The 23,199-nt window shown below is 36.3% G+C and carries 24 protein-coding genes; 14 read left to right on the top strand and 10 right to left on the bottom strand.

Annotation, left to right across the window (positions count from 1 at the left end):
* Positions 1-33: 33 nt before the first annotated feature.
* A complete protein-coding gene (locus DET63_RS23005) occupies positions 34-939 on the bottom strand; it encodes a TIGR01777 family oxidoreductase (protein ID WP_113937956.1) in 906 nt (301 codons plus the stop codon).
* A 199-nt stretch (positions 940-1,138) separates the two neighbouring features.
* Positions 1,139-2,251, bottom strand: coding sequence for an RNA-guided endonuclease TnpB family protein (locus tag DET63_RS23000; RefSeq protein ID WP_113937955.1), 1,113 nt, complete (start codon positions 2,249-2,251; stop codon positions 1,139-1,141).
* A 279-nt stretch (positions 2,252-2,530) separates the two neighbouring features.
* Here DET63_RS23000 and recX point away from each other — a divergent pair, with 279 nt between their 5' ends.
* Positions 2,531-3,343, top strand: a complete 813-nt coding sequence (recX, locus tag DET63_RS22995) for a recombination regulator RecX (protein ID WP_113937954.1) — start codon at positions 2,531-2,533, stop codon at positions 3,341-3,343.
* A gap of 9 nt (positions 3,344-3,352) precedes the next feature.
* Positions 3,353-3,670 (top strand): YfhH family protein, encoded by a 318-nt coding sequence (locus DET63_RS22990; RefSeq protein WP_002139556.1) that lies wholly within the window; start codon positions 3,353-3,355, stop codon positions 3,668-3,670.
* A gap of 64 nt (positions 3,671-3,734) precedes the next feature.
* Here DET63_RS22990 and DET63_RS22985 read toward each other — a convergent pair whose 3' ends face one another.
* Complete coding sequence (locus tag DET63_RS22985; protein ID WP_000122093.1) at positions 3,735-3,887, bottom strand: YpzG family protein; 153 nt, start codon at positions 3,885-3,887, stop codon at positions 3,735-3,737.
* A 32-nt stretch (positions 3,888-3,919) separates the two neighbouring features.
* Positions 3,920-4,078 carry a small, acid-soluble spore protein K gene (locus DET63_RS22980; protein ID WP_002010326.1) on the bottom strand — a complete coding sequence of 53 codons (159 nt, stop codon included), beginning with the start codon at positions 4,076-4,078 and terminating at the stop codon, positions 3,920-3,922.
* 122 nt (positions 4,079-4,200) lie between these two features.
* Here DET63_RS22980 and DET63_RS22975 point away from each other — a divergent pair, with 122 nt between their 5' ends.
* On the top strand, positions 4,201-4,467 hold the full coding sequence (locus DET63_RS22975; RefSeq protein WP_002010328.1) for a YfhJ family protein: 267 nt from the start codon (positions 4,201-4,203) through the stop codon (positions 4,465-4,467).
* 24 nt (positions 4,468-4,491) lie between these two features.
* Here DET63_RS22975 and DET63_RS22970 read toward each other — a convergent pair whose 3' ends face one another.
* Positions 4,492-5,472: a metal-dependent hydrolase gene (locus DET63_RS22970; protein WP_002010329.1), complete on the bottom strand. Its 981-nt coding sequence runs from the start codon at positions 5,470-5,472 to the stop codon at positions 4,492-4,494.
* Between the two features lie 149 nt (positions 5,473-5,621).
* Here DET63_RS22970 and mutY point away from each other — a divergent pair, with 149 nt between their 5' ends.
* Positions 5,622-6,719: an A/G-specific adenine glycosylase gene (gene mutY / locus DET63_RS22965; RefSeq protein WP_002091125.1), complete on the top strand. Its 1,098-nt coding sequence runs from the start codon at positions 5,622-5,624 to the stop codon at positions 6,717-6,719.
* Between the two features lie 192 nt (positions 6,720-6,911).
* Here mutY and DET63_RS30380 read toward each other — a convergent pair whose 3' ends face one another.
* Complete coding sequence (locus DET63_RS30380; RefSeq protein WP_181777951.1) at positions 6,912-7,088, bottom strand: hypothetical protein; 177 nt, start codon at positions 7,086-7,088, stop codon at positions 6,912-6,914.
* Between the two features lie 125 nt (positions 7,089-7,213).
* On the opposite strand from DET63_RS30380, the gene DET63_RS22960 reads away from it, so the two are divergent.
* The 4 genes from DET63_RS22960 to DET63_RS22940 all read left to right on the top strand — a co-directional run bounded on the left by DET63_RS22960 (position 7,214) and on the right by DET63_RS22940 (position 10,602).
* A complete protein-coding gene (locus tag DET63_RS22960; protein WP_002091122.1) occupies positions 7,214-7,495 on the top strand; it encodes a gamma-type small acid-soluble spore protein in 282 nt (93 codons plus the stop codon).
* A gap of 187 nt (positions 7,496-7,682) precedes the next feature.
* On the top strand, positions 7,683-7,931 hold the full coding sequence (locus DET63_RS22950; protein WP_002091121.1) for a YgaB family protein: 249 nt from the start codon (positions 7,683-7,685) through the stop codon (positions 7,929-7,931).
* 325 nt (positions 7,932-8,256) lie between these two features.
* On the top strand, positions 8,257-8,787 hold the full coding sequence (gene ntdP, locus DET63_RS22945; RefSeq protein WP_113937952.1) for a nucleoside tri-diphosphate phosphatase: 531 nt from the start codon (positions 8,257-8,259) through the stop codon (positions 8,785-8,787).
* Between the two features lie 54 nt (positions 8,788-8,841).
* A complete protein-coding gene (locus DET63_RS22940) occupies positions 8,842-10,602 on the top strand; it encodes an ABC transporter ATP-binding protein (protein WP_002091119.1) in 1,761 nt (586 codons plus the stop codon).
* 13 nt (positions 10,603-10,615) lie between these two features.
* On the opposite strand, the gene DET63_RS22935 is transcribed toward DET63_RS22940, so the two are convergent.
* From DET63_RS22935 to hemL, 3 genes are all read right to left on the bottom strand, one after another.
* Positions 10,616-11,704 (bottom strand): aromatic acid exporter family protein, encoded by a 1,089-nt coding sequence (locus tag DET63_RS22935; RefSeq protein ID WP_002063696.1) that lies wholly within the window; start codon positions 11,702-11,704, stop codon positions 10,616-10,618.
* A gap of 269 nt (positions 11,705-11,973) precedes the next feature.
* A complete protein-coding gene (locus DET63_RS22925) occupies positions 11,974-16,410 on the bottom strand; it encodes a glutamate synthase-related protein (RefSeq protein ID WP_113937951.1) in 4,437 nt (1,478 codons plus the stop codon).
* Positions 16,411-16,613: 203 nt separating this feature from the next.
* The gene (gene hemL, locus DET63_RS22920) at positions 16,614-17,912 is read right to left on the bottom strand and encodes a glutamate-1-semialdehyde-2,1-aminomutase (RefSeq protein WP_002010346.1); all 1,299 of its coding nucleotides are present in this window, start codon (positions 17,910-17,912) and stop codon (positions 16,614-16,616) included.
* 127 nt (positions 17,913-18,039) lie between these two features.
* Here hemL and DET63_RS22915 point away from each other — a divergent pair, with 127 nt between their 5' ends.
* The 6 genes from DET63_RS22915 (at position 18,040) to perR (ending at position 22,333) form a co-directional block, all read left to right on the top strand.
* On the top strand, positions 18,040-19,053 hold the full coding sequence (locus tag DET63_RS22915) for an ABC transporter ATP-binding protein (protein ID WP_113937950.1): 1,014 nt from the start codon (positions 18,040-18,042) through the stop codon (positions 19,051-19,053).
* Positions 19,046-19,837, top strand: coding sequence for an ABC transporter permease (locus DET63_RS22910; RefSeq protein WP_113937949.1), 792 nt, complete (start codon positions 19,046-19,048; stop codon positions 19,835-19,837). Before DET63_RS22915 ends, DET63_RS22910 begins: the two co-directional genes overlap by 8 nt.
* 4 nt (positions 19,838-19,841) lie before the next feature.
* Positions 19,842-20,627, top strand: a complete 786-nt coding sequence (locus DET63_RS22905) for an ABC transporter permease (protein ID WP_113937948.1) — start codon at positions 19,842-19,844, stop codon at positions 20,625-20,627.
* A gap of 72 nt (positions 20,628-20,699) precedes the next feature.
* Entirely contained in the window at positions 20,700-21,104 is a 405-nt protein-coding gene (locus DET63_RS22900; protein ID WP_002091112.1) for a potassium channel family protein, read from the top strand.
* Between the two features lie 44 nt (positions 21,105-21,148).
* Positions 21,149-21,604 carry a thioredoxin-dependent thiol peroxidase gene (bcp, locus tag DET63_RS22895; protein WP_113937947.1) on the top strand — a complete coding sequence of 152 codons (456 nt, stop codon included), beginning with the start codon at positions 21,149-21,151 and terminating at the stop codon, positions 21,602-21,604.
* Between the two features lie 300 nt (positions 21,605-21,904).
* Positions 21,905-22,333 (top strand): peroxide-responsive transcriptional repressor PerR, encoded by a 429-nt coding sequence (perR, locus tag DET63_RS22890; RefSeq protein WP_165762387.1) that lies wholly within the window; start codon positions 21,905-21,907, stop codon positions 22,331-22,333.
* Between the two features lie 86 nt (positions 22,334-22,419).
* Here the strand turns inward: perR and DET63_RS22885 are convergent, their stop codons facing one another.
* Positions 22,420-22,776, bottom strand: a complete 357-nt coding sequence (locus tag DET63_RS22885; RefSeq protein ID WP_002063699.1) for a YgzB family protein — start codon at positions 22,774-22,776, stop codon at positions 22,420-22,422.
* Positions 22,777-23,199: the final 423 nt, after the last annotated feature.

Raw genomic sequence — 23,199 nt, 5'->3', positions numbered from 1 at the left:
AAGGGGCCCCTGTAAAACTGTGTTTTAGAAGTACTATATTGTATGCGAAAGTATATTTTGTAATGCATGGTCTATTGCCGGAAATGTGTATTGATACCCATGTTCAATGGCTTTACTAGGTAATACATGTTGTCCTTCTAGTACGAGTATACTCATCTCACCTAATAAAGTGTGAAGCATAAATGAAGGGACAGGTAACCAATGAGGTTTTTTCATTATAGTTGCAATGGTTTCGCCAAATTCCTTCATTCTTATAGGTAGGGGAGCTGTAATGTTAAGAGGTCCATCAATTTCTTCTTTGTGTATGATGAAATCAATTAGGCGAACTACATCGTCTATATGAATCCATGATAACCATTGGTTTCCAGATCCGATTGTACCTCCGATATAGAATTGATAAGGGAGTAGCATTTTTGGAAGAGCTCCTCCGTCTGCGCCTAATACAACTCCAAGTCTTGCGTAGATTGTTCGTATTCCAAGAGAACGTGCTTTAGATGCTTCTTGTTCCCATGAATATACTGTATTTGCTAAAAATTCACTTCCAGGAATCTCATGCTGTTCTGTAAATGACTCAGTTTCAGACGTTCCATAGTATCCAATAGCACTCGCGTTAATAAATGTATTTGGTTTTGTACCAAGTGTCTGCAATTGTTTAATGAGCCCTTTTGTTGTTTGAATTCGACTGTTTAAAATGGAGTCCTTTTGTTTCTTTGTCCATCTACTATTAATAGACTCTCCAGCTAGATTAATAACTACATCAATAGAAGAGAGGGGAAAGGTTTGTAAATCTGGTGTCCATTGTACATACCGAAGGTTAGGGTGGGAAGTTTCAGTAGTTTCGTTTCGAGTAAGAATGGAAACATTATATCCTTTTTGAATAAAAAAAGTAGAAAGGTATGTACCGATAAAGCCAGTACCACCAGAAATTGCGATTCTCACAATTATTTCCTCCTCATTATATATATTCTTGAAAAGCAAAAACGTTCCTTGACTATGGTGAACTACCTACCACTTAGTATCTCTTACGAGCTTACCCCGAAGTGGGGGCTTCTCGGTTCATCGCTACTTTTGATAGCTAACGAATTTGTCTTAAGACAGCCGAGCTAACTCCCTTGTTCCAAAGGTTATTTCTTACGGTTTATATCAATGCGAATAACCGCATCGCTTCCTTTTTGATATTGATAGCTGCGTTATAGTCACGACTGATTGTTAGTCCACACGAACACGCATACGTACGTTCAGATAGTGACATTTCTTTTTTGTTTCCACAACGACTACACATCTTTGTAGAAGGAAACCATTTATCTATTTTCACAAGCTGTTTTCCTTGTTCTTGTAGCTTATATGCTAAAAATGTCGTGAACATCCCCCAGCCGTTATCAGCTACACTCTTACCAAAGCGAAGTGCTCGTGACATTCCTTTCATATGTAAATCTTCGATTGCTACAACGTCAAAATGAGTAGCCAATTCTTTAGACTTGTGATGAAGGAAATTCTTACGTTGATTTGCGACCTTTTCATGCAACTTCGCTACACGAATGCGTTGTTTATTCCAGCGTACCGAATCTTTCACACGTCTGGCTAATACTCGTTGTGCCTTCGCTAATTTGTCTAACATCTGATGATAAAAGCGAGGATAATTGGCTTTCTCATCTTCGCTACTCACATATAATTCAGCCATTGCGAAGTCTAATCCAACTACACTTTGTACTTCTTTTTGTACAATTTCTTTTTCATATTCAGTCAAGATGGACACATAGTATTTACCAGTAGGTGTCAGCGAAATCGTACACGATTTGATGATATGTTTTGGCGGGAGTTCTCTATGTTGCTTCAGTTTCACCATTTTCAACTTTGGTAATTTGATATAACCATGAAATAACATAATATTTCCGTTTACTCGATTCGTTGTATAGGATTTTCTACTCTTTTTACTTTTGAATGTAGGAAAATCACTTTGACCACTAAAAAAGTTCTTATACGCAGTTTGCAAGTTTAATTGCGCGTTAGCCAATGCTAAGGAATCGACCTCTTTAAGCCATTCATACTCCACTTTGTATTTCGCAGGAGTAGGGAATTTTTGTTTCTTCAGCTCTTCCTTGTTCACTTTATATGTTTCGTATATTTCTTTTCGCTCAGCCAGCATTTTATTATACACAAAGCGTACACATCCGAACGTTTTACGTATGAGATGTGCTTGTTCTTCTGTAGGATACAGACGAAATTTGTACGCCTTATTCTGCTTTAGCATTTCCATTCACCTCAGTTTTCGCTTCATTTCCCATAAGCTATGACGGTGATCACACAACCTGAACATTACATTATTATTATTATCTACTTTCATTGTTATACCAAACTTTACCTCTTATAAGAATGATTATATCAGAGGCGAAATAAAGAAGAAAACCAAATTTCTGACTACGCCAAACCGAAATTCATCCCCCACCTACCGCTAGACTATCGTCTTTCACACGCCCCAGGAAGGAGACTTCTTTCGGATAATACGTTAAAATAATAGAGAGGTGAGAGTATGGCTGTCATTACAAAAATAGAAGTGCAAAAACGATCGAAAGAACGATTTAATATTTATATTGATAAAGGTCAAGGTGAAGAATACGGATTTAGTGTGGATCAAGTAATCTTAATGAAACATGGATTACAAAAAGGCTTAGAAATTGATGAAATGGCGTTAGGAAATATTTTATACAATGAAGAGGTACAAAAAGCATATTTACAAGCAATTTCCTATTTATCCTATCAAATGAGAACGAAACAAGAAATAGAAGATTTCTTACGAAAAAAAGAAGTGGGACAGGCCGTCATCTCTGAAGTCGTTTCGAAATTATTACATGATCGATATATTAATGATAAAGAGTACGCTGTTTTATATATGAGAACGCAAAGTAATGTGAATCGAAAGGGTCCAACTGTTATTAAAAGAGAGTTATTAAATAAAGGTGTTCAGGATCTAATTATTACGCATAGTTTACAAGAATATCCGAAGGAAAAGCAAATTGAGAATGCTTTAATTCTTATAGAAAAGAAGAAAAAATCTTATCAAAAGCATTCCTTTTTACAAATGAAGCTAAAGTTAGACGAAATGCTCGTTCGTAAAGGATATTCTAGAGATGTGATTCAAATTTGTTTGGAAGAATTGAAAGACGAAAAAGATGACGAACAGCAACAAGAAGCGTTACACTATCATGGGAATAAATATTATGAGAAATATAAGAAGTATGATGGTTGGACATTCGAAAATAAGGTGAAGCAAGCGTTATATCGAAAAGGATTCTCTATTGATGAGATAGATATATTTTTACAAATGAAACGTGAAGAGGGATGAGGAAATAAGATGGGTATGCCAAAACGCTACAGTGAAATGACACCACATGAGCTAAGGGAAGAAATTGGGGTTTTGAAGGAGCAAGCAGTAAAGGCTGAGCAACTTGGAATTGTAAATGAATTCGATGTATTAATGAGAAAAATGGCTATGGCTCGTGCTTATATGATAGATATAAATAAATTCCATATTGGTGAGACATATGAATTAGTAGAAGAACCTGGTGTGGTATTTAAAATTACGTATTTCAATGGGGTATTTGCTTGGGGATATAAGCAAAATGATAAGGAAGAAATTGGAATACCGATTTCCCTATTGCAAGAAAAATAAAAACCAGAGAGTGAATCTCTCTCTGGTTTTTATCTTTGGTAGGCGTTAAAGGAGATAGGAGATTCTAAAATTGGCGTTTTTTACATTCGTTTGCCAATATAATGAGAGACTGGGTTTGTTGCGTCTGTCCGTTAACTTGCGCTTTCGCATGTTTCGGACGAGTCCACGTATGGTTAAATAATTCAGAACGACTATCTAAACGATCACGGTAGCTCATCTTTATCACCTCGTGTAGGAATTTAATTTGTACTACTCTTCCTGCTGATTTGCAGCACGCATACGTTCTTGTGGGTGCGTGTTAATTGTGCCGTTAGGTCGTTTCGAAGCGAAGCGTGATTTCGCTTTCGGTTGACCGTCGATTTTGCTGTTGTTTTTTGACTCAGACCAAAATTCGGCTTGTCTACCCATTAAGAACGCCCCCTCATTATCAGTTGATACCTCTTTAAGAAGTATCACTTATAGAATGTGCAAAATAGAAGAAACTATCCTTTAGAAATTAAGGGAATAAATAGGTAAAAGGAGAATAGAACATGAATGATATTTATGAAACATTAACGAAAGAATTATTAGATAAAAATGACAACCTTTCTTACGCACAAGCTCGTGCATGGGTTGAATTACTGTGGGAAGACTTCCGAACAACTTATGCTAAATCAGGTCGTTACCAAGGTGAGGAAATGACTGAACAAGTGGTACGAACATGGGTTAATAATCATGGAGGGCGCCTTCATGAAATGCGTACAAATAATCCGAAGTATAGCCATTTAATCAATCAAGAAGATCATTTGAAACATTAAAAAAAGCGACGTAGGTCGCTTTTTTTAATGTGGAAGCAATTCCAGTTTCTTTCGAAGTTTCTCTTCGCTGAAAATCCATCCTGTATATGAACTAATAATATTCAAATTTTGATCGAGCTGAACGATTGCGACGAATGGATAATAATCTTTACTTCGATACCGCAAATCAATAAAGCGAACTTCATAATAGTTATCATAATCGAAAATATCCCAGCGATATACAGGCGAGAAAGATAAGAAAGCAGATATATTTTCATCTCGCACAGCAGCTTGCATAATGGCGGTATTCGGGAACGGTACGCGATCGAATTTGTCATATACAAGGATGTTACCGCGGTGCCATCTTGCGACGTAGTAATGTTCAGTTGTAACGACGGCTAAATGATAATGATAAAACTTGTAAGAAGGAGAGATAATTACTTTCTCTACATTTTTGAAACGTTTGTATACTACACTTTTGATATTTCGATGCATCATAATGCGGCCAATGTAGTAAACAAACATTAATATATACGCTGCTAAAGCAGTATAGCCTTTATGTGCTCCGACAAGCATACAGGCGATAGCTAGTATATGGATAAAGAAAATGACAGTATCAAACGTATTAATTATGCCGAGCGCTACCCATTTTTTTGTGAAGGGCCTTAATGCCTGTGTACCATAGGCATTGAAAATATCCACAAAGACATGAAGAAAGACGGCAATAAATGACCAAAGTAGCAGATGCAGATAGGGAGCGTCTGAAAAGAAGGCGAAAGAGATGCCACTTATAAGGAGTGACCAAAGGATCACTGCAGGGATGGAATGAGTAATCCCGCGATGATTTCTTATATATTTAGCGTTATTACGCAATTTTAAAACTGTATCGATGTCAGGAATATTGGAACCGGCAATTGTTGCAAGCATTACTGCTTGTGGCCCAATATCACTTTGTGCTATAGCTGGATCTAATGTTGCCAAACTGCCTAGAGTAACGCCCATAACAAGGTGAGTGGCTGTGTCCATAGAAATCCACCTCCGTTTTTTATTAATGTAACTCTTTTTATTCGATACCTCAAGTCCTTTGCCTTCTATTTCCTATGTCATCTTACTTAAATTTTTTCCTAAAATCTTTATAATAGTACGTATATGCAAAAAAATGAGGGGGATCAAGTTTGACACTTGAAATATTAAATGAGTTTAACATAGAACAGTTTCAAAATGATTTAATTGGTTGGTTTGAAAAAGAACAACGTGATTTACCGTGGCGAAAAAATAAAGATCCATACCGTGTTTGGGTTTCAGAAATTATGTTACAGCAAACAAGGGTAGAGGCTGTAAAACCATATTACGCAAATTTTATGGGGAAGTTTCCTACGCTTGAAGCGCTAGCAACTGCCGATGATGAAGAAGTATTAAAAGCATGGGAAGGCTTAGGTTATTATTCTAGAGCACGAAATTTACATGCTGCAGTAAAAGAGGTAAAAGAAGTATACGGCGGGACAGTACCGAGCGATGTAAAGAAAATTGAAAAATTAAAAGGAGTGGGACCATATACAAAAGGTGCCATTTTAAGCATTGCATATGGAATACCAGAGCCAGCGGTTGATGGAAATGTTATGCGCGTATTATCTCGTATTTTATCAGTGTGGGATGATATTGCAAAACCGAAAACGAGAAAAGTTTTTGAAGAGATTGTGCGTGAAATTATTTCTATAGAAAATCCATCTTATTTTAACCAAGGTTTGATGGAATTAGGGGCATTAATTTGTATACCGAAAAATCCATCTTGTTTACTTTGTCCTGTACGTGAACATTGCAGAGGGTATGCTGAAGGTGTTCAAAAAGAACTACCAGTGAAGAGTAAAGCGAAAGCACCTACAATGGTACCGCTCGTTGCAGGAGTACTTCAAACTGAAGATGGCCGTTACGTAATTAATAAACGCCCAAGTACGGGATTACTGGCTAATATGTGGGAGTTCCCGAATATTGAACTAAGTGAAGGTATTCGTAATCAAAAACAACAGCTTACGGATTATATGAAGGAGAGCTTTGATCTCTCTGTTTCTATTGATGAATACGCGATGAATGTACAACATACTTTTACACATCGTACTTGGGATATATTTATATTTTACGGAAAAGTAACAGGTAATATTGTCGAAACGGATACATTAAAGTTTGTGTCGAAAGAAGCGTTTGAACAGTTACCTTTCTCGAAATCACATCGTACAATTTACGAAAAGTGTGTTGAGAAAATTACAATGCAGTAAAGTGAAAATTTAATCAGTGGGGGTTTTCTTCATCCCCCACTGATTATTAGCCTTCACCAATCGGGCTTTTATGGGCAGCAGGGCTCCAACCTACCTTCTTTGCTTTCGCTGCATTTTGAGGTGGGGTCTTACTGCCCGGCAAATAGCGGGATAAATAATAAATTTGTATTTTGAGATTGAAAATCCACGCGTTTATAATCCGCCCCGTGACTCGATTTCTTTCACAACTTCTTTATAAATCGTTTGGCCCTCTACATTTAGATAAGGCATAATTTGCTGAAATGAATGATGAAAATAAGCTAATTCATCCGCTTTCCATTCATTTTTGGAAATCATAGTTAGCTCAGTCATATCACGTCCAGTATACATATTCCCACCTCCATCATATGTAGTTTGAATGAGTGATAAGAGATATATGCGTGAATTTTTTAAAAGAAAATTAAGGATAACTTCTAAGTGAATTGGTTACATTATTGATTGTGGAGGTGAGAAAGATGAGTAAAAAACAACAAGGTTATAATAAGGCAACTTCTGGTGCTAGCATTCAAAGTACAAATGCTAGCTATGGTACAGAGTTTGCAACTGAAACGAATGTACAAGCAGTAAAACAAGCAAACGCACAATCAGAGGCACAGAAAGCACAAGCTTCTGGTGCTCAAAGTGCAAATGCTAGTTATGGTACAGAGTTTGCAACTGAAACAGATGTGCATGCAGTGAAAAAACAAAATGCACAATCAGCTGCAAAACAATCACAATCTTCTAGTTCAAACGAGTAATGAAAGAAAAACACTTCTCCAATTCGAGAGAAGTGTTTTCTTTGTGTGCGTGTCACTGTAATGAAAATAAAGGGAACGACATAACTTCTAATAAGTCAACAAATGTAGTCAAAGGAGAAAGAAGTTCACGATTAGAAATATGCAATAGGAATTATAATTGGCGAATGAATCAAAAAGGGGGTAAGTGATGAACGATTTTGATAAGTTGGTAGGAGAGCAGTTGGAAACGATGGATGAGCTTTTAAAGTTACAATCACATTTAGAGAAGTATCAGCAAATTGAAATGAGTGGAAGGGATACATGCGATAAAAAAGAATTGCATTTTATCCGTCAAGAAATATACAGAACAGAAATAGCATTAAAACTTTTGCATGAAAAATTTGAACAGCAAACGAATAATGTGATTCAATCTTTTGAAACCGAAAAAATAATTTGAAATTAAGGGTGAGATATGTTGTTGATTTTAGGGGAAAGTCCTTTCTTAAACAGAGATGAGGGGGACTTTTCTTTTTGTTATATCTTCGTTTAATCTTCTAAAATACGTATTGCTAATTCATAGGAAATGTTCCTTAGTTAAAAGGGTTAGTGATGTGGTATTCAATAATACAAACTTCATTATATTCCTCATGAAAACAAGTGTCCCATCGCTTTAGTTTTAAAATTTTGACAAAAAAGTTATAATAGAAAAAAAGTGAATGCAGTTCAAGGGGTAGTTAAGACAACTTAAGAATGGCATTTGCAGTTGAAAGAAGGGAGCATATATGGGATTTCCCAAAGAAGGAGAAAAGGTACAAATACATAGTTATAAACATAATGGCGCCATTCATAGAATGTGGGAAGAGACAACGATTTTAAAAGGGACGCAGAGTCTTGTGATCGGAGCGAATGATCGTACAGTAGTTACTGAATCAGATGGCCGAACATGGGTTACTCGCGAACCTGCGATTTGTTACTTCCATGCTAATTATTGGTTTAATGTAATTGGAATGCTGAGAGAAGAAGGAGTATATTATTATTGTAATTTAAGTTCTCCTTTTGCATATGACTCTGAAGCATTAAAGTATATTGATTACGACTTAGACATTAAAGTGTATCCAGATATGACATATACACTTTTAGATGAAGATGAGTATGAGAAGCATAGTCAAATCATGCAGTATCCACCTGTTATTGATACAATTTTAAAACGAAATGTAGCGCATTTAACACAGTGGATTCATCAAAGGAAAGGTCCATTCGCACCGGATTTCGTAGATATGTGGTACGAAAGATATTTAATGTACAGAAATTAAAACAAACCTGCAGGGAATTTCCCGGCAGGTTTGTCCTATTAGAGGGGGGATTATGTGCAAGGTATAAAAAGATATTTACAATTTGTTAAACCATATCGATGGCTTATTGCTATTACAATTATTATTGGTCTTGTGAAGTTCGGTATCCCGCTTATTATGCCATGGTTATTAAAGTATATTATTGATGATGTTATTCAAGGCACGGGATCGCTTCAAGAAAAAACGTCTCAATTAATAACCGCAATTGGGATTGCTTTTTTTATTTTTGCAGTAGTAAGACCGCCGATAGAATATTATCGTCAATATTTCGCACAGCGCATTGCCAATACAATACTATATGATTTACGAAAATACATTTTTGGGCACTTGCAAAAATTGAGCTTACGTTATTATTCGAACACAAAAACAGGGGAGCTTATTTCACGTGTAATCCATGATGTAGAACAGACGAAGGACTTTGTAATTACTGGTCTTATGAATGTCTGGTTAGATACTGCAACAATTGTTATTGCCATTATCGTTATGTTTTCTATGAATATAAAATTAACCTTTGTTGCTTTATTAATTTTACCTATTTATGTAGTTGCAGTGAAATATTTTTTCGGGCGCCTTCGAAAATTGACGAAAGAGCGCTCGCAAGCGTTAGCAACTATGCAAGGGTATTTACATGAACGTATTCAAGGAATGCAAGTGACACGTAGTTTTGCATTAGAAGAGTATGAAAGAGGACAGTTTGAAAAGAGAAATAATGAATTTTTAACGAAAGCACTAACTCATACGAGTTGGACGGCGAGAACGTTTTCGGTAGTGAATACGTTAACGGATTTAGGGCCGTTACTTGTTATTGGTTTTGCGGCATATGAGGTAATTCAAGGGTCGTTAACACTGGGCACGATGGTTGCTTTTGTTGGATATATGGATAGTTTATATAGTCCGCTTCGTCGCCTTGTTAATTCATCTACAACATTAACACAGTCCTTCGCCTCGATGGATCGAGTGTTTGAATTGTTGGATGAAAAATACGATATTGTTAATGTGCCAAATGCGGTGCAAACGAAAAGGCTAGATGGGGAAGTTATATTTGATAATGTTTCTTTTCGTTATAATGCGGATGAAAAAGAAATATTGCATAATCTGTCATTAACTATGCGCCCGGGAGAGAAGGTTGCGCTTGTAGGGGCAAGTGGAGGAGGAAAGTCATCTCTTGCTAGTTTAATCCCGCGTTTTTACGATGTTTCTGAAGGTGCAGTTTATATAGACGGGATAGATGTAAGAAAGTATAATATGAGAAATTTACGTAGTCATATTGGAATTGTGCTACAAGATAATTTATTATTTAGCGATACAATCGGGGCTAATATTTTATATGGCAATCCGAAAGCTACAGAGGCGGAAGTGATTTCAGCTGCCAAAGCTGCACAAATTCATAATTTTATTACAGAGTTGCCAGAGGGCTATGATACTGTCGTTGGGGAACGTGGTGTGAAATTATCTGGTGGACAAAGACAGCGTGTAGCAATCGCACGGGTTTTTCTAAAGAATCCGTCTTTACTTATATTAGATGAAGCAACTTCCGCTTTAGATTTAGAAAATGAACGATATATTCAAGAGGCACTGCAAACGTTAGCTGCAGATCGGACAACAATTATTATTGCACATCGATTAGCGACGATTACGCATGTTGATACAATTATTTATGTTGAAGATGGTGAAATAAAAGAAAAGGGTTCTCATGAAGAGTTAATGAAAAAGAGGGGATTTTATTACAATCTATATCAACTTCAGCATATAACAGAAACAGCTCCTTTAGCGTAAAAGGAGCTGTTTTTTATTCGTCTTCTTTTTTATCTTCGATTTGGAGTTCGCTTTCTGGTTTATGGTATGTGTAGAAGCTATCCACAAGTAAATCTAAATGCTCTACTTCCTCACTGTAGTTAATAATTGAAGAAATAAGAGGGAAGAGGTGTAACCATATTTTATATGCTTCCTCATCGTCCTTATTTTGATAATCCATAAAGATATCAATCAATTCTTGTTTACCTGTTTCAACTTCATCAAGCATCTCAACGGATTGTTGTTTCTTTGCTTTACCAATAAATTTTAATAACACTTGTTCGTGATAATGCGTCAATGAATCAAGTTCGTTTTGAATAGATTCCTGAAACTCTTCTGGCATATAGCGCAGTTCATTTTCGGTGCGATGTAATGATTTTAACGTGCTTAAAGCGCGGCTTGTTGTCGCTAACATTTGTCTGAATAAAACGAGCTTACGAATTTTCGCGAATTGTATTTTTTTCGTATAGCTTCTTTCTTCTTTATACAGCAAATAGTAATGATTTAGTTTAATCATTTTTTCTTTCATGCGATCAATATCGGTTTTTAGCGTTGTAAAATCAGAAGCTTGCCTACTGTTCATACGAATCCATTTAACAATTTCCTCTGTATTATCAACGATGCGATGGTAAAGTTTTGTTTCATATTTTGGCGGCATAAATACTAAATTTACAAGAGAAGCCGCAATAATTCCAATCATAATCGTCGCGAATCGAAGTAAGGCAAAATTAAAGAAATCTTCGCCTTGATACTCCATAATGGCGATAACTGTTACTAAAGCGAGTGATATTGTTTTTTCTAAGCGTAATTGCAAAGTAAGAGCAATTACTAATATACACGTTAATCCAATAATAAAAGGATTATGTCCAAAAGCAGTAGCAAATACGATAGCGAATACAGCACCAATTACGTTTGCTTGAATTTGCTCAAGAGCAGTTAAATACGAGCGGTATACAGACGGTTGAACAGCAAAGATAGCTGAGATTCCCGCAAATACAGGACTCGGTAATTGAAGTAAAATACAAGCAAATAAAGCTAATGTAATGGCAATACCCGTTTTTAAAATGCGAGCACCAAGTTTCATACCCTTATTGATATCCTTTCTCTTGTCATAATGAATGTACAACATGATACTATACATTCATTACAATATGTTAGCAAGTGATATTTTAGTGACGTTAAAAAGTTTAATAAATAAATTACAATCAATTTATAATTTCTCCAAATTCTCTTTAAACATCTATTCTTTAATAAAAAAACCTGCTGAATTTCAGCAGGTTTCAAATTGTTATTCTAGATTACTATGCGATGCTCGCTTCGTCAATTTTTTTATGAAAATAAATATTGTACATGTCATTCAGTTGAAATAGATGGATCCGCCTGTTCTTTTTTTGGGATAATTTCATAGAAGTGAAGCTGGATATCATCTAATAATGGTGTTAACAAAGCGACTTCTTCATATTGTTCGTGCTCATTTAATACACGAATGTAGTCTAATAATAATTCATTCACATCTTGCAAACCATTTTTACTAATTGGCTGCAATGTTACATTTGCACCTTTAGCAATTCTTCTTTTTAAAGCGTGTTCTGTTAAACCTAAGTTTGGATCATGATGTAAATAAACAACGCCACCAGTCATACCGGCACAAATCCATGGACCAGGATCTCCTAAAACAAGAGCGCGACCATTTGTCATATATTCAAAAGCAAATCCTTTTATATTAGAATATACTCCGATATTTCCTTGTTCTTTTTCGCGGAGTGGTTTTGTAATTCTGCCGCCAATTATCATATCTGCTCCAGAAAGGCGAATGCCAGCACGAGCATCAGCGTTACCTTGCACGTATAATGCACCTTTTTGAGCGCCGTATCCAAATCCTTTTCCGACAGAACCGTTATAATATGTTCCATCTGTTCCTTTTGCTTTCGTTATATAAATGCCACCGCCAAATGAAGTTTTTCCAATTCCATCTTGCGCGCCACCATTTACGTGTATAAATAAGTTCTCACTATTGTACGCGCCTAATCCGTTTCCGGGAACAGAACCGTTTGTATACTTTAATGTAAGTGGTTCAAGATGAGTGTTTTCATATAATTTACTACGAATACGATAACAGGATTCTAGACCGCCCATTACGCGTTGCTCTACGCCGACGCTTACTAATTCTTTTGACTGGAGAGAATTTGTTGTTTCAAATTGTTTTTCTTGTACAGATGCCGTTATTTTCACAGATGAATCTTCTATCGTGTGTATTAAATTACGTAAGTCTAATAAGTCTTTGCCTCGAGTTTGTTCTAATAAATCTGATCGTCCGATAATATCTTGCAAGTTTGTGTAACCGAGCTGCCCTGTTAAACGTTTCAATTCTGTACCGAAAGTAGTGAATAGGCTTAATAGCCCTGTAACTGCGCTTTCTAATTCACGTGGAACGAAACGGCGCAGTCCATGTTCTTTCGCTTGAGCTTCAGATTCAATTTGTGTTGCAATTCCGACGTGGCACGTATCAAGATGACAACCACGGCAAGTTGTACAGCCGATTGCAATCATTGATAATGTGCCAAATCCGATTCGGTTTGCTCCGAGAAGCATGATTTTTAAGGCGTCATTTACACTTCGAATACCGCCATCTGCCCAAATCTCTACTTTATGTCTCATATTTGCTTCTAGTAACGCATTGTGAGCAGCTTTAACACCAATCTCTACAGGAAGACCAACATGTTGCAATGCGTGAATACGCGCAGCACCTGTTCCGCCATCAAATCCACTAATGTTAATAAAGTCAGCGCCAGCTTTTGCGATACCAACAGCAATTGTTCCGATGTTAGGAACGACAGGAACTTTTACAGCTACTTTTGCAAGATGATTAGCCGTTTTAATTTCTGTAATCATTTGAGCTAAGTCTTCAATTGAATAAATATCATGGTTGTTAGAAGGTGAAATTAAATCCGAACCAATTGTAGCATTACGTGCTTCCGCAATTTTGGCAGTCACTTTTGAACCAGGTAAATGTCCACCTTCACCAGGCTTCGCTCCTTGACCTATTTTAATTTCAATTAAATTTGATGAATTTAGTAGTTCAGCGTTTACTCCAAATCGGCCAGATGCAACTTGTTGTCCGCGTGTATGTGGGTACTTACCAATCATATCTTTAATTTCGCCGCCTTCACCGTTCAAACTAATCATATTTAGCTGATCGGCAGCTTCTGCATACGCGCGAAAGGCAATTTCATTTTGAGAACCAAATGACATAGAACTAATAATAAATGGTAAATCATGATTGTGAATGCCGATGGACACTTCTTCAGTCGGAACTACATGCTGTGCTTGTTTTGTTTGAACAAGGTGCCTGATTGCGATGGGAGTGTTTTCTTCTAATTCACTTAACTTGTCGCGGTAATCATCATAAGAGTTTCCTTTTGCAACATCACCAATTGCTTTCCAAATCCGCGGGAATATATGAAATGATTTTCGCATTCTAACTTTTGGATTGTTAAAATCCTCAGCTCGAATTTTTGCATCTTCAGCAAGTGATTCAAGTGAAAAAGCTAAATTATTTGAACCGCAGAAGTTTGTAATTTGTAATATATTTGCGATTTCCTCATGTAATCCAATAGAGGAGAAGAGGCGACCGTAACCGCGTAATTCATGAATTCCAATCGTTGAAATTACTTTCTCTAGTCCTTTATTAAGTGCGGTATACAAATTAGTAATTGGTACTTTTGTTTCATCATTTACCGTTGCGAACAATAAATATGGATTAATACCATCTGCCCCTAATCCGTATAGCGTGACGATATCGTGTAAGGAGCGAAGGGCACCGGAACGTATAACGAGAGAGCATTTCCGGCGTAATTTATTTTTAGTTAATGCTTGATGTACTTTGGCAGTAACTAAATGTGGGTCAATCCATAACAGTTCATTTTGATGAGATTTAGCATCATCTAATAATAGTAGGGAAGCACCATTTTTAACGGCTGCTATCGCTTCGGAACTAATTCGATTTAATGCGATTTTTAGAGTTTCTGATGGACTAAATGTAACAGAAATTGTAGAGACCGAGCTATGAGTAATGAATAGCTGTATAAGTTGTTCGTACGTAATCGTGTGTAAGTCTGCCGCGATAGATTGAGCTAAATTCCCTTCTAAAATAATGGGTGAAAGCATCTCGATTACAAATGGTTGTTTAGAGTTATCTAATAAACCCGGACGCTCTCCGAGTACAGTACGTGTGGAGAAGTGTTCAACTTCTCGATCGCGATCGATTGCTGGATTTGTAACAACGGCTACACTTTCCTTAATGAAATCAGCAATATTTCGTCTATCTGTATCAAGTGCGGCAAGTGGTGAGTCATGCCCAAGTGAACGAATTGGTTCGACGCCTTTTGTCGCCATTTGTTCAAGGAGCTGAATATGTTCTCGATCCCAGCCGAAAGCGACGTATTGATTCGTTTCAACTTGAACCGAATCACATAATCCCTCAGTTTCTTTCGTTTCAGGGATAGATAAGTTTACATGATAATTGGTAACATCGATTCGTTTCTTAAAACGGTTATATACTTCAATTTGATAATTGTCGTATTCATAGAGAACGAGCTCATCTTGTTGATTCCATTTTAATCCAACTTTTTCTCCAGGAGCGAGTGGTTTCGGCTCTGCTACATATTCAGTTGGTGATACAACTCCAGGTTCAGAAGAGAAAATATAGGAGCTCTCTGTCTCTACTTTCCAAACTGGGCGTAATCCAAGGGAATCGACACTGAAAACAGCTTCATCTTTATAACGTGAAATAATACCAGCTGGACCTTGTGCGAAATGCCCCCAAGCCTCACGTATATAAGTGTATAAGTTTTGTAAGTTTGTTTCGTAAAGCTTTATTTCATTAATAATTGGTGGAAATAATATATCCATTGCTTCAAATAAACTGTAGTTATACTGAACGAGAAGGGTTTCTAAGGTGCGGTTTAAATCTTGGGAATCACTGCCCCCGGCAGTAAGTGGTACATTAATCATTTCAGCTTGATCGCGTAATTTTGCAATCGTGTTAATTTCGCCATTATGTCCGAGAATGCTAAATGGTTGTACACGAAAAAAATTAGATAACGTATTAGTAGAATAGCGATTATGTCCTAGTGTCATAGTTGAAGCGATAAGTGGGTGTTGTAAATCATTGTAATAAGCAACGAGTGTATCGCCAGCACCGAGAACTTTATATACAACATGTTCATGACTTAATGAGGCAACATGAATTGCTTCATTTTCTTCGATTTTTATTGTTACAGAAAATAATGTTTGCTCAATATTTTTAACTTCACTTTCGGCGATAAGGGCAATTTGCCAAAATAAAGGTTCTTCTTGTTTACCAAGAGGACCGAGTGCATCTGAGTTTATTACATCATCATTTTCGAAAACAATTGTAAAGCTTTCATTGTTTAGTTGCGTACGAATGTAATCTTTTAACTCGGCAATGTTTTCTTTTTTATTTAGAAAAAAATGTCCAACGATAAAGTGGGGATGATCCACAATCGTTGGATTATATCCGCTACTTTTCAGTTTTTCATTCCAAAGTGCTTTTGGCATGTCGATATGAATTCCGATACCATCTCCTTCTCCGTTAATGAAACCAGCTCTATGATTCATTTTGACTAGAGATTGTATACAAAGATCGATGTTTTCTTTTGTAGGAATTCTTCGTTTTTCCATAACGGAAACGATTCCACACGCATCATGTTCTGCATTTTTATAATTCCGAAATAAAGACGGTGTCCATTTATTTTTTTTATTGAGCATCCGTCAATCCCCCCTCTGGAAAATAAATTTTGAATAATCTTACTATTTAAGGCGTGAACTGCCTTGTATACATGGATAGTAAAGATATAAAAGGATATAAAACAGATAATTATGAATAATTATACTATTAATGAGGGATTTATGAAATAGAAAAAAGGAAAAAAGAAAGATGGGCTTTCTTTTTTCCTTTTGTAATGAAGAGATTATTTATTGTTCGCTAGGGTAGAAAATGCTCTGCCAACAGCTTCAATTGTATATTCAATATCTTCTTTTGTATGTTCTGTCGTTAAGAACCATGCTTCATATTTAGAAGGTGCTAAATTAATACCTTCTTGAAGCATCAGCTTGAAGAATCTACCGAACATTTCACCATCTGTATTTTTGGCTGCATCGTAATCTTCAATTGTATTTGTCGTGAAGTATACAGTTAATGCACCCTTTAGACGGTTTACTGTAATATCAATGTTATGTTTTGTAGCTTGATCTAAAATTCCTTTTTCAAGCATTGCGCCAAGTGCATCTAATTTCTCGTATACGCCTTCTTGTTGAAGTACTTCTAGACAGGCAATCCCTGATGCCATAGAAGCAGGGTTCCCAGCCATTGTACCAGCTTGGTATGCAGGGCCGAGCGGTGCAACTTGTTCCATAATTTCTTTCTTACCACCGTAAGCACCAATTGGAAGTCCACCGCCGATAACTTTACCAAGTGCTGTTAAATCTGGGGTTACGCCAAGTAAGTCTTGAGCGCCGCCATACATAAAGCGGAAAGCAGTAATAACTTCATCATAAATTACTAGTGCACCAGCTTCGTGAACGAGTTCATTAACTTTTTCAAGGAAGCCAGGTTTTGGCTCAACAATACCGAAGTTTCCAACGATTGGCTCTACAAGGATAGCTGCTACTTCGTGTCCCCATTTATCTAACGCTTCTTTTAAAGTTTCTACATTATTAAATGGAACAGTAATAACTTCTTGAGCGATACTTTGTGGCACACCAGCTGAATCAGGAATTCCAAGAGTAGAAGGACCAGAGCCAGCTGCTACAAGTACTAAATCGGAATGACCGTGGTAACAACCAGCGAATTTCATAATTTTTGTGCGGCCAGTGTAAGCACGAGCAACACGAATGGTTGTCATAACGGATTCTGTACCAGAGTTCACGAAGCGAACTTTATCTAAAGCGGGCATTGCTTCTTTTAACATTTTTGCGAATTTTACTTCTAGTGCTGTTGGAGTACCGTATAGTACGCCGTTTTCAGCCGCTGTTTTAATTGCTTCTGTTACGTGTGGGTGAGCATGTCCAGTAATAATAGGGCCATACGCTGCTAAATAGTCGATATATTTATTTCCATCTACATCCCAGAAATAAGCACCTTTTCCGCGTTCCATTGCAACAGGAGAACCGCCTCCAACTGCTTTAAAAGAACGGGAAGGACTATTAACACCACCAACGATATGTTCTAAAGCTTCTTTATGTAACGCTTCTGATTTTGTGAAATTCACTACAATTCATCTCCTTACAAAAATCTATGTATTATTCTAACATGTTTTTTGAAAAGACGTATTGTTTGTGATAGAAGGAGCAGTTGGGTAAACTATTCGTTGTGACATTTAGGAAGGGGGTCCGATTATGAAATCGGTAATTGAGGTACAAGGGTTACGTAAAGAGTTTACAGCTTATTCAAGTCGTCCGGGCTTAAAGGGTGCATTTCGCGATTTATTAAATCGTAATTATAAAATAGTACCAGCAGTAAATGATGTTTCTTTTACTGTAAAGCAAGGTGAAATGGTTGGTTATATTGGTGAAAATGGTGCTGGTAAATCAACGACAATTAAAATGCTGACGGGGATTTTGACTCCGACATCAGGGCAAATTACAGTGAACGGAATGAACCCACACAAACAGAGAGAAGAATTTGTAAGAACAATCGGTGTTGTGTTTGGTCAGCGTTCTCAGCTTTGGTGGGATATCGCTGTACAAGAATCATTTCGTTTATTGAAGAAAGTGTACGGTGTATCGGATGCTCAGTATAAGGAACATATGGAACATGTTATTGAAACGTTAGATATTGGTCCTTTGTTAGATAAACCGGTACGGAAATTATCTCTTGGTCAAAGAATGCGTTGTGAATTAGCAGCGGCGTTAATTCATAATCCGCCGTTATTATTTTTAGATGAGCCAACAATTGGACTAGATGTTCTTGTGAAATTGAAAATACGAGAATTCTTAAAAGAGATGAATGAACGTTATAAAACAACAATTTTGTTAACAACACATGATATTACTGATATTGAAGCTTTATGTGAGCGCGTCATTATGCTTGATGAAGGAAGCATTATGTATGATGGATCTTTAGGTAACCTTCGCACGCAGTGGGGAGCGGAGAAGGAAATACATTTTCAGTTTGTTGCTCCGGTTTCATACCAGGCGTTATCAATGGTTATGCCTGATAGTCATGTCGTTTGGTCAAAAGCAAAAGAGGAAAATGCGTGGGTTGCAAAAATACCGAATGAAGAAGTTATCATTTCTATGCTGATTTCTAAAGTGGTACAAGCTTTTCAAATTAAAGATTTAAAAATTAACGAAGTGTCTACAGAGGAAATTATTCGTAACATTTATGAAGAAGGTATTATGCATGGGTAAGTATATTGAAATGATTCGGATTCGCTTTTTAATGATGCTTGCCTATCGTACAAATTATTACAGCGGGATTTTAATTTATACGATTAATATCGGTGCGTATTATTTTTTGTGGCAAGCGATTTATAGCGGGAAAGAGAACATTGAAGGTTTATCTATTTCACAAATGACTACTTATATTGCGATCGCATGGATGGCACGTGCTTTTTATTTTAATAATATAGATAGAGAAATTGCGATGGAAATTCAGGAAGGACGTGTGGCGGTAGAGCTAATTCGTCCGTATAACTATTTAGGTATGAAAGTTATGCAAGGTCTTGGAGAAGGGATATTTCGTTTTGCTTTCTTTTCAATTCCAGGTATGGTTATTGTTACGTTATTATTTTCATTACAAATTACAACGAATTTTCAAACATGGTTATATTTCTTCTTATCTTTAATATTTAGTTTTATCATTAATACACAAATAAATTTAATGACAGGGATGCTTACATTCTTCTTATTTAATAATAGTGGAATTATGTATGCGAAACGTGTCGTGATTGATTTATTTTCTGGTTTATTATTACCGATTAGTTTTTATCCGTTATGGGCCCAAAAAACAATGATGTTTTTACCGTTTCAAGCAATTAGTTATATTCCAAGTATGATTTTCTCTGAAGGTATACAAGGAAGTAAGTTATATGAAGCTTTATTATTTCAAGTGATGTGGGCAATTATACTTATTATTCCAATTGTACTCATGTGGAAAACGGCGAGAAAACGTCTAATTGTACAAGGGGGATGATGAGATGATATATATAAAATTGTTTTTGCAATATGCAAGTCAATATATAAAAACAAAATTGGAGTATCGTGGCGATTTTATCGTCGGATTACTTTCAGATTTATCACTACAAGCTGTTAATTTAATCTTCATTCTCGTTGTGTTTGGGCATACTCAAGTACTAAAAGGGTGGAGCCGAGAAGAAGTAATCTTTATCTATGGGTTCTTTTTAGTACCGTTTGCCATTTTTTCAGCTTTCTTTAATATATGGGACTTTAATGATCGTTACATTATTAAAGGAGAAATGGACCGTATATTAACGAGACCGATTCATAGTTTATTTCAAATTATATTAGAAAGAATGGAACTTGAATCTTTAATTGGAGCTATTACGGGGATTATTGTGATGGGTTATGCAGCAATGGAGCTGCAACTATCTTTTTACTGGTATGATTTCTTCTTATTCCTACTTATGGCAGGGGGAGGAGCACTTGTGTACGGTGGGATATTTGTTACGCTTGCAAGTCTTGGCTTTTGGTCGGATGCGAAAAGTTCCATTATGCCGCTTATGTATAACATAGGGAATTATGGACGCTACCCTGTTGATATTTATAACCGTGTTATTCGCTTTGTTTTAACGTTTGTTTTACCGTTTGCATTTGTTGGGGTATATCCAGCGGCATACTTTTTAAGAAAAACAGAGTGGAATAGCTATGCTTTCGCAACACCAATTGTTGGTGTTATCTGTTTTACTATTGCAATTACCCTCTGGAATCAAGGGGTTAAACGATATCGTGGTGCGGGAAATTAATTATAGAAGCTTGTTCGTTTCTAAGGGATAAATCCGCTATAGTCCTCATACATATAAAATGAGGTGGAGGACATGTTATGGGGATTTATTCTATTAATTGCGGCAATCGCTATTTTGAGAAGTGTCCAATTATTATGGAGTTCATATTCAAATTCCAATCGTTTCTTTTCGCTGTACAATTTAGCTACGTTGTTTTTAATTTATACAACGGTACTGATTGCGTTTGGATTAAGTTATGTTGTGCTAGAGGAAATGGGTTTTGCGGTTTTAAAAGAAGATGGGGATAGGCTAAGTGCTCATTCCTTTCAACTCGTTGAAATATGTTTATATTTTAGCGCGGTTACTTTATTGTCCGTTGGATATGGTGATATAGCTCCGATTGGAATCGGAAGATGGATTGCAATTGGAGAAGCATTAATTGGATATACATTACCGTTTGCTTTTGTGGTAAGGACTGTAATGGACAATGAAAAATAAGGTAGCATTTGTTATAGTAATAGAAAAGAAAAGGAGTGATAACAATGATCACAGTAGGAAAAATAGCACCGGAATTCACATTAGAGGGAAGTACCGGAGAACAAATTCGCTTAGCTGACTTCCGAGGTAAAAATGTAGTTTTATATTTTTACCCGAAAGATATGACTCCAGGGTGTACAACTGAAGCATGTGATTTTCGTGATGCATATGGATTATTCCAAGAGAAGGACACAGTCATCCTTGGTGTAAGTCCTGATTCGGTGAACAGACATATGAAATTCATCGAGAAGCATGAGCTTCCATTTGTACTTTTAGTAGATGAAGATCATAAAGTAGCAGAATTGTACGATGTTTGGAAGTTGAAAAAGAACTTTGGAAAAGAGTACATGGGAATCGAGCGTTCTACATTCCTTATCAATAAAGATGGTGAACTTGTAAAAGAATGGCGTAAAGTGAAAGTGAAAGGACATATTGAGGACGTTCTTTCTTATATAAAATAAATCTATATTAATGTGGAAAAAAATACATATGTAAGGCATGCGTCTATACATATTTTCTTGCGATACATAAAGTGAAAGTGTAGGGCATACCTCCTCAGATGATAGTATTCCAAGTGCGATTATGTCGCACTTTTTTCTATGTAAATGTATAGGAAATACGGGAAGTTACATAAGAATAAGGCTATATACAAAAATAAACCACATACTTATAGTAGAAATATTGACGATTTATAAGAAAAGGAGTACACTCTTTATAAGAATTATAAAATAATAATCCGTATAGAATCGGGGTGCATGACGGTGGTCAAAGAAGAATTAAAAGAAGCGCTAGAAATGCTGAAAAATACGGGTGTACGCATTACTCCACAGCGTCATGCTATTTTAGAGTACCTTGTGGAATCTATGACGCACCCAACAGCGGATGACATTTATAAAGCATTAGAAGGTAAGTTTCCAAATATGAGTGTTGCAACTGTCTATAATAACTTACGTGTGTTTAAAGAAGTTGGACTTGTAAAGGAATTAACTTATGGGGACGCTTCAAGTAGATTTGATTATGTTACAAGTCAACATTATCATGTGATTTGCGAAAAATGTGGTAAGATTGTTGATTTTCCTTATGGAGGTTTGGAACAGCTTGAAGAGGAAGCTGCGAAAACGACAGGATTCATTATTAATAGTCATCGTTTAGAAATTTATGGCGTTTGTCCAGAGTGTCATAAGGCGTAATATATAATAAAGAAAGAGGGTGACGATTAAGTCACCCTCTTTCTTTATTATATAGGGATGAAAAAATACTAAAGTGAAAGTACGTGTTATCCTTTATAGCTTTTTTTATTGTACTTCTCATTAAATTCTTTTCCTTCTAAACTCGGATCCAGTGTTAAAGGTTGGTTGCAATGCATGCATGCGTCGACACGACCAAGCATTTTTGTTGGCTTATCGCAGCTTGGACAAATAATTTGTACAGTCTTAGTAGATAACATACCAATCCAAAAATAAACGACAGTACTAGCGATAACAGCTAAAAAGCCAACCATCATAAATGTTGTCATAATAATAATGTTGTCACGGAAAAAGACTCCTAAGTATGCAATGAAGAGGCCGATAAATACTAAACTTAATGCAAAGGTCCGAATTTTATTGATTTTGTTCGAATATTTAATGCTCATTCTTAGCACCTCCTATAATAATAATATAACATAAAATTTAGAATTTTCACTCGTTCAGAAACGTGATAAAGCGATAAGATATGAAATGTGGAGTATGATGAAGAATGAAGGGAGGCTATAATGATTTTTGAAACGAGTTTTTTAACATTTAACGGGATGTGAAATTTTTTTTATAAAAAGTATTGACCCTACATATACTGCATGATATATTAATAAACGTCGCTGATGCGGAAACGCAGTGAACGACAAAAAAAGAAACTTGAAAAACTTAGTTGACATCGGAATACGAAGATGTTAACATAAGAAAGTCGCAATTGAGCGGCGAAGTAGTTCTTTGAAAACTGAACGAAACAAACAACGTGAACGTCAATTTTTATTTTTAGATGCTAGACAAACTAACTTTATTGGAGAGTTTGATCCTGG

Source organism: Bacillus sp. DB-2 (assembly GCF_003315125.1).
GTDB classification, from domain to species: domain Bacteria; phylum Bacillota; class Bacilli; order Bacillales; family Bacillaceae_G; genus Bacillus_A; species Bacillus_A mycoides.
Note: the sequence above shows the minus strand (reverse complement) of the source record. Positions and strands in the feature narration are given on the sequence as shown.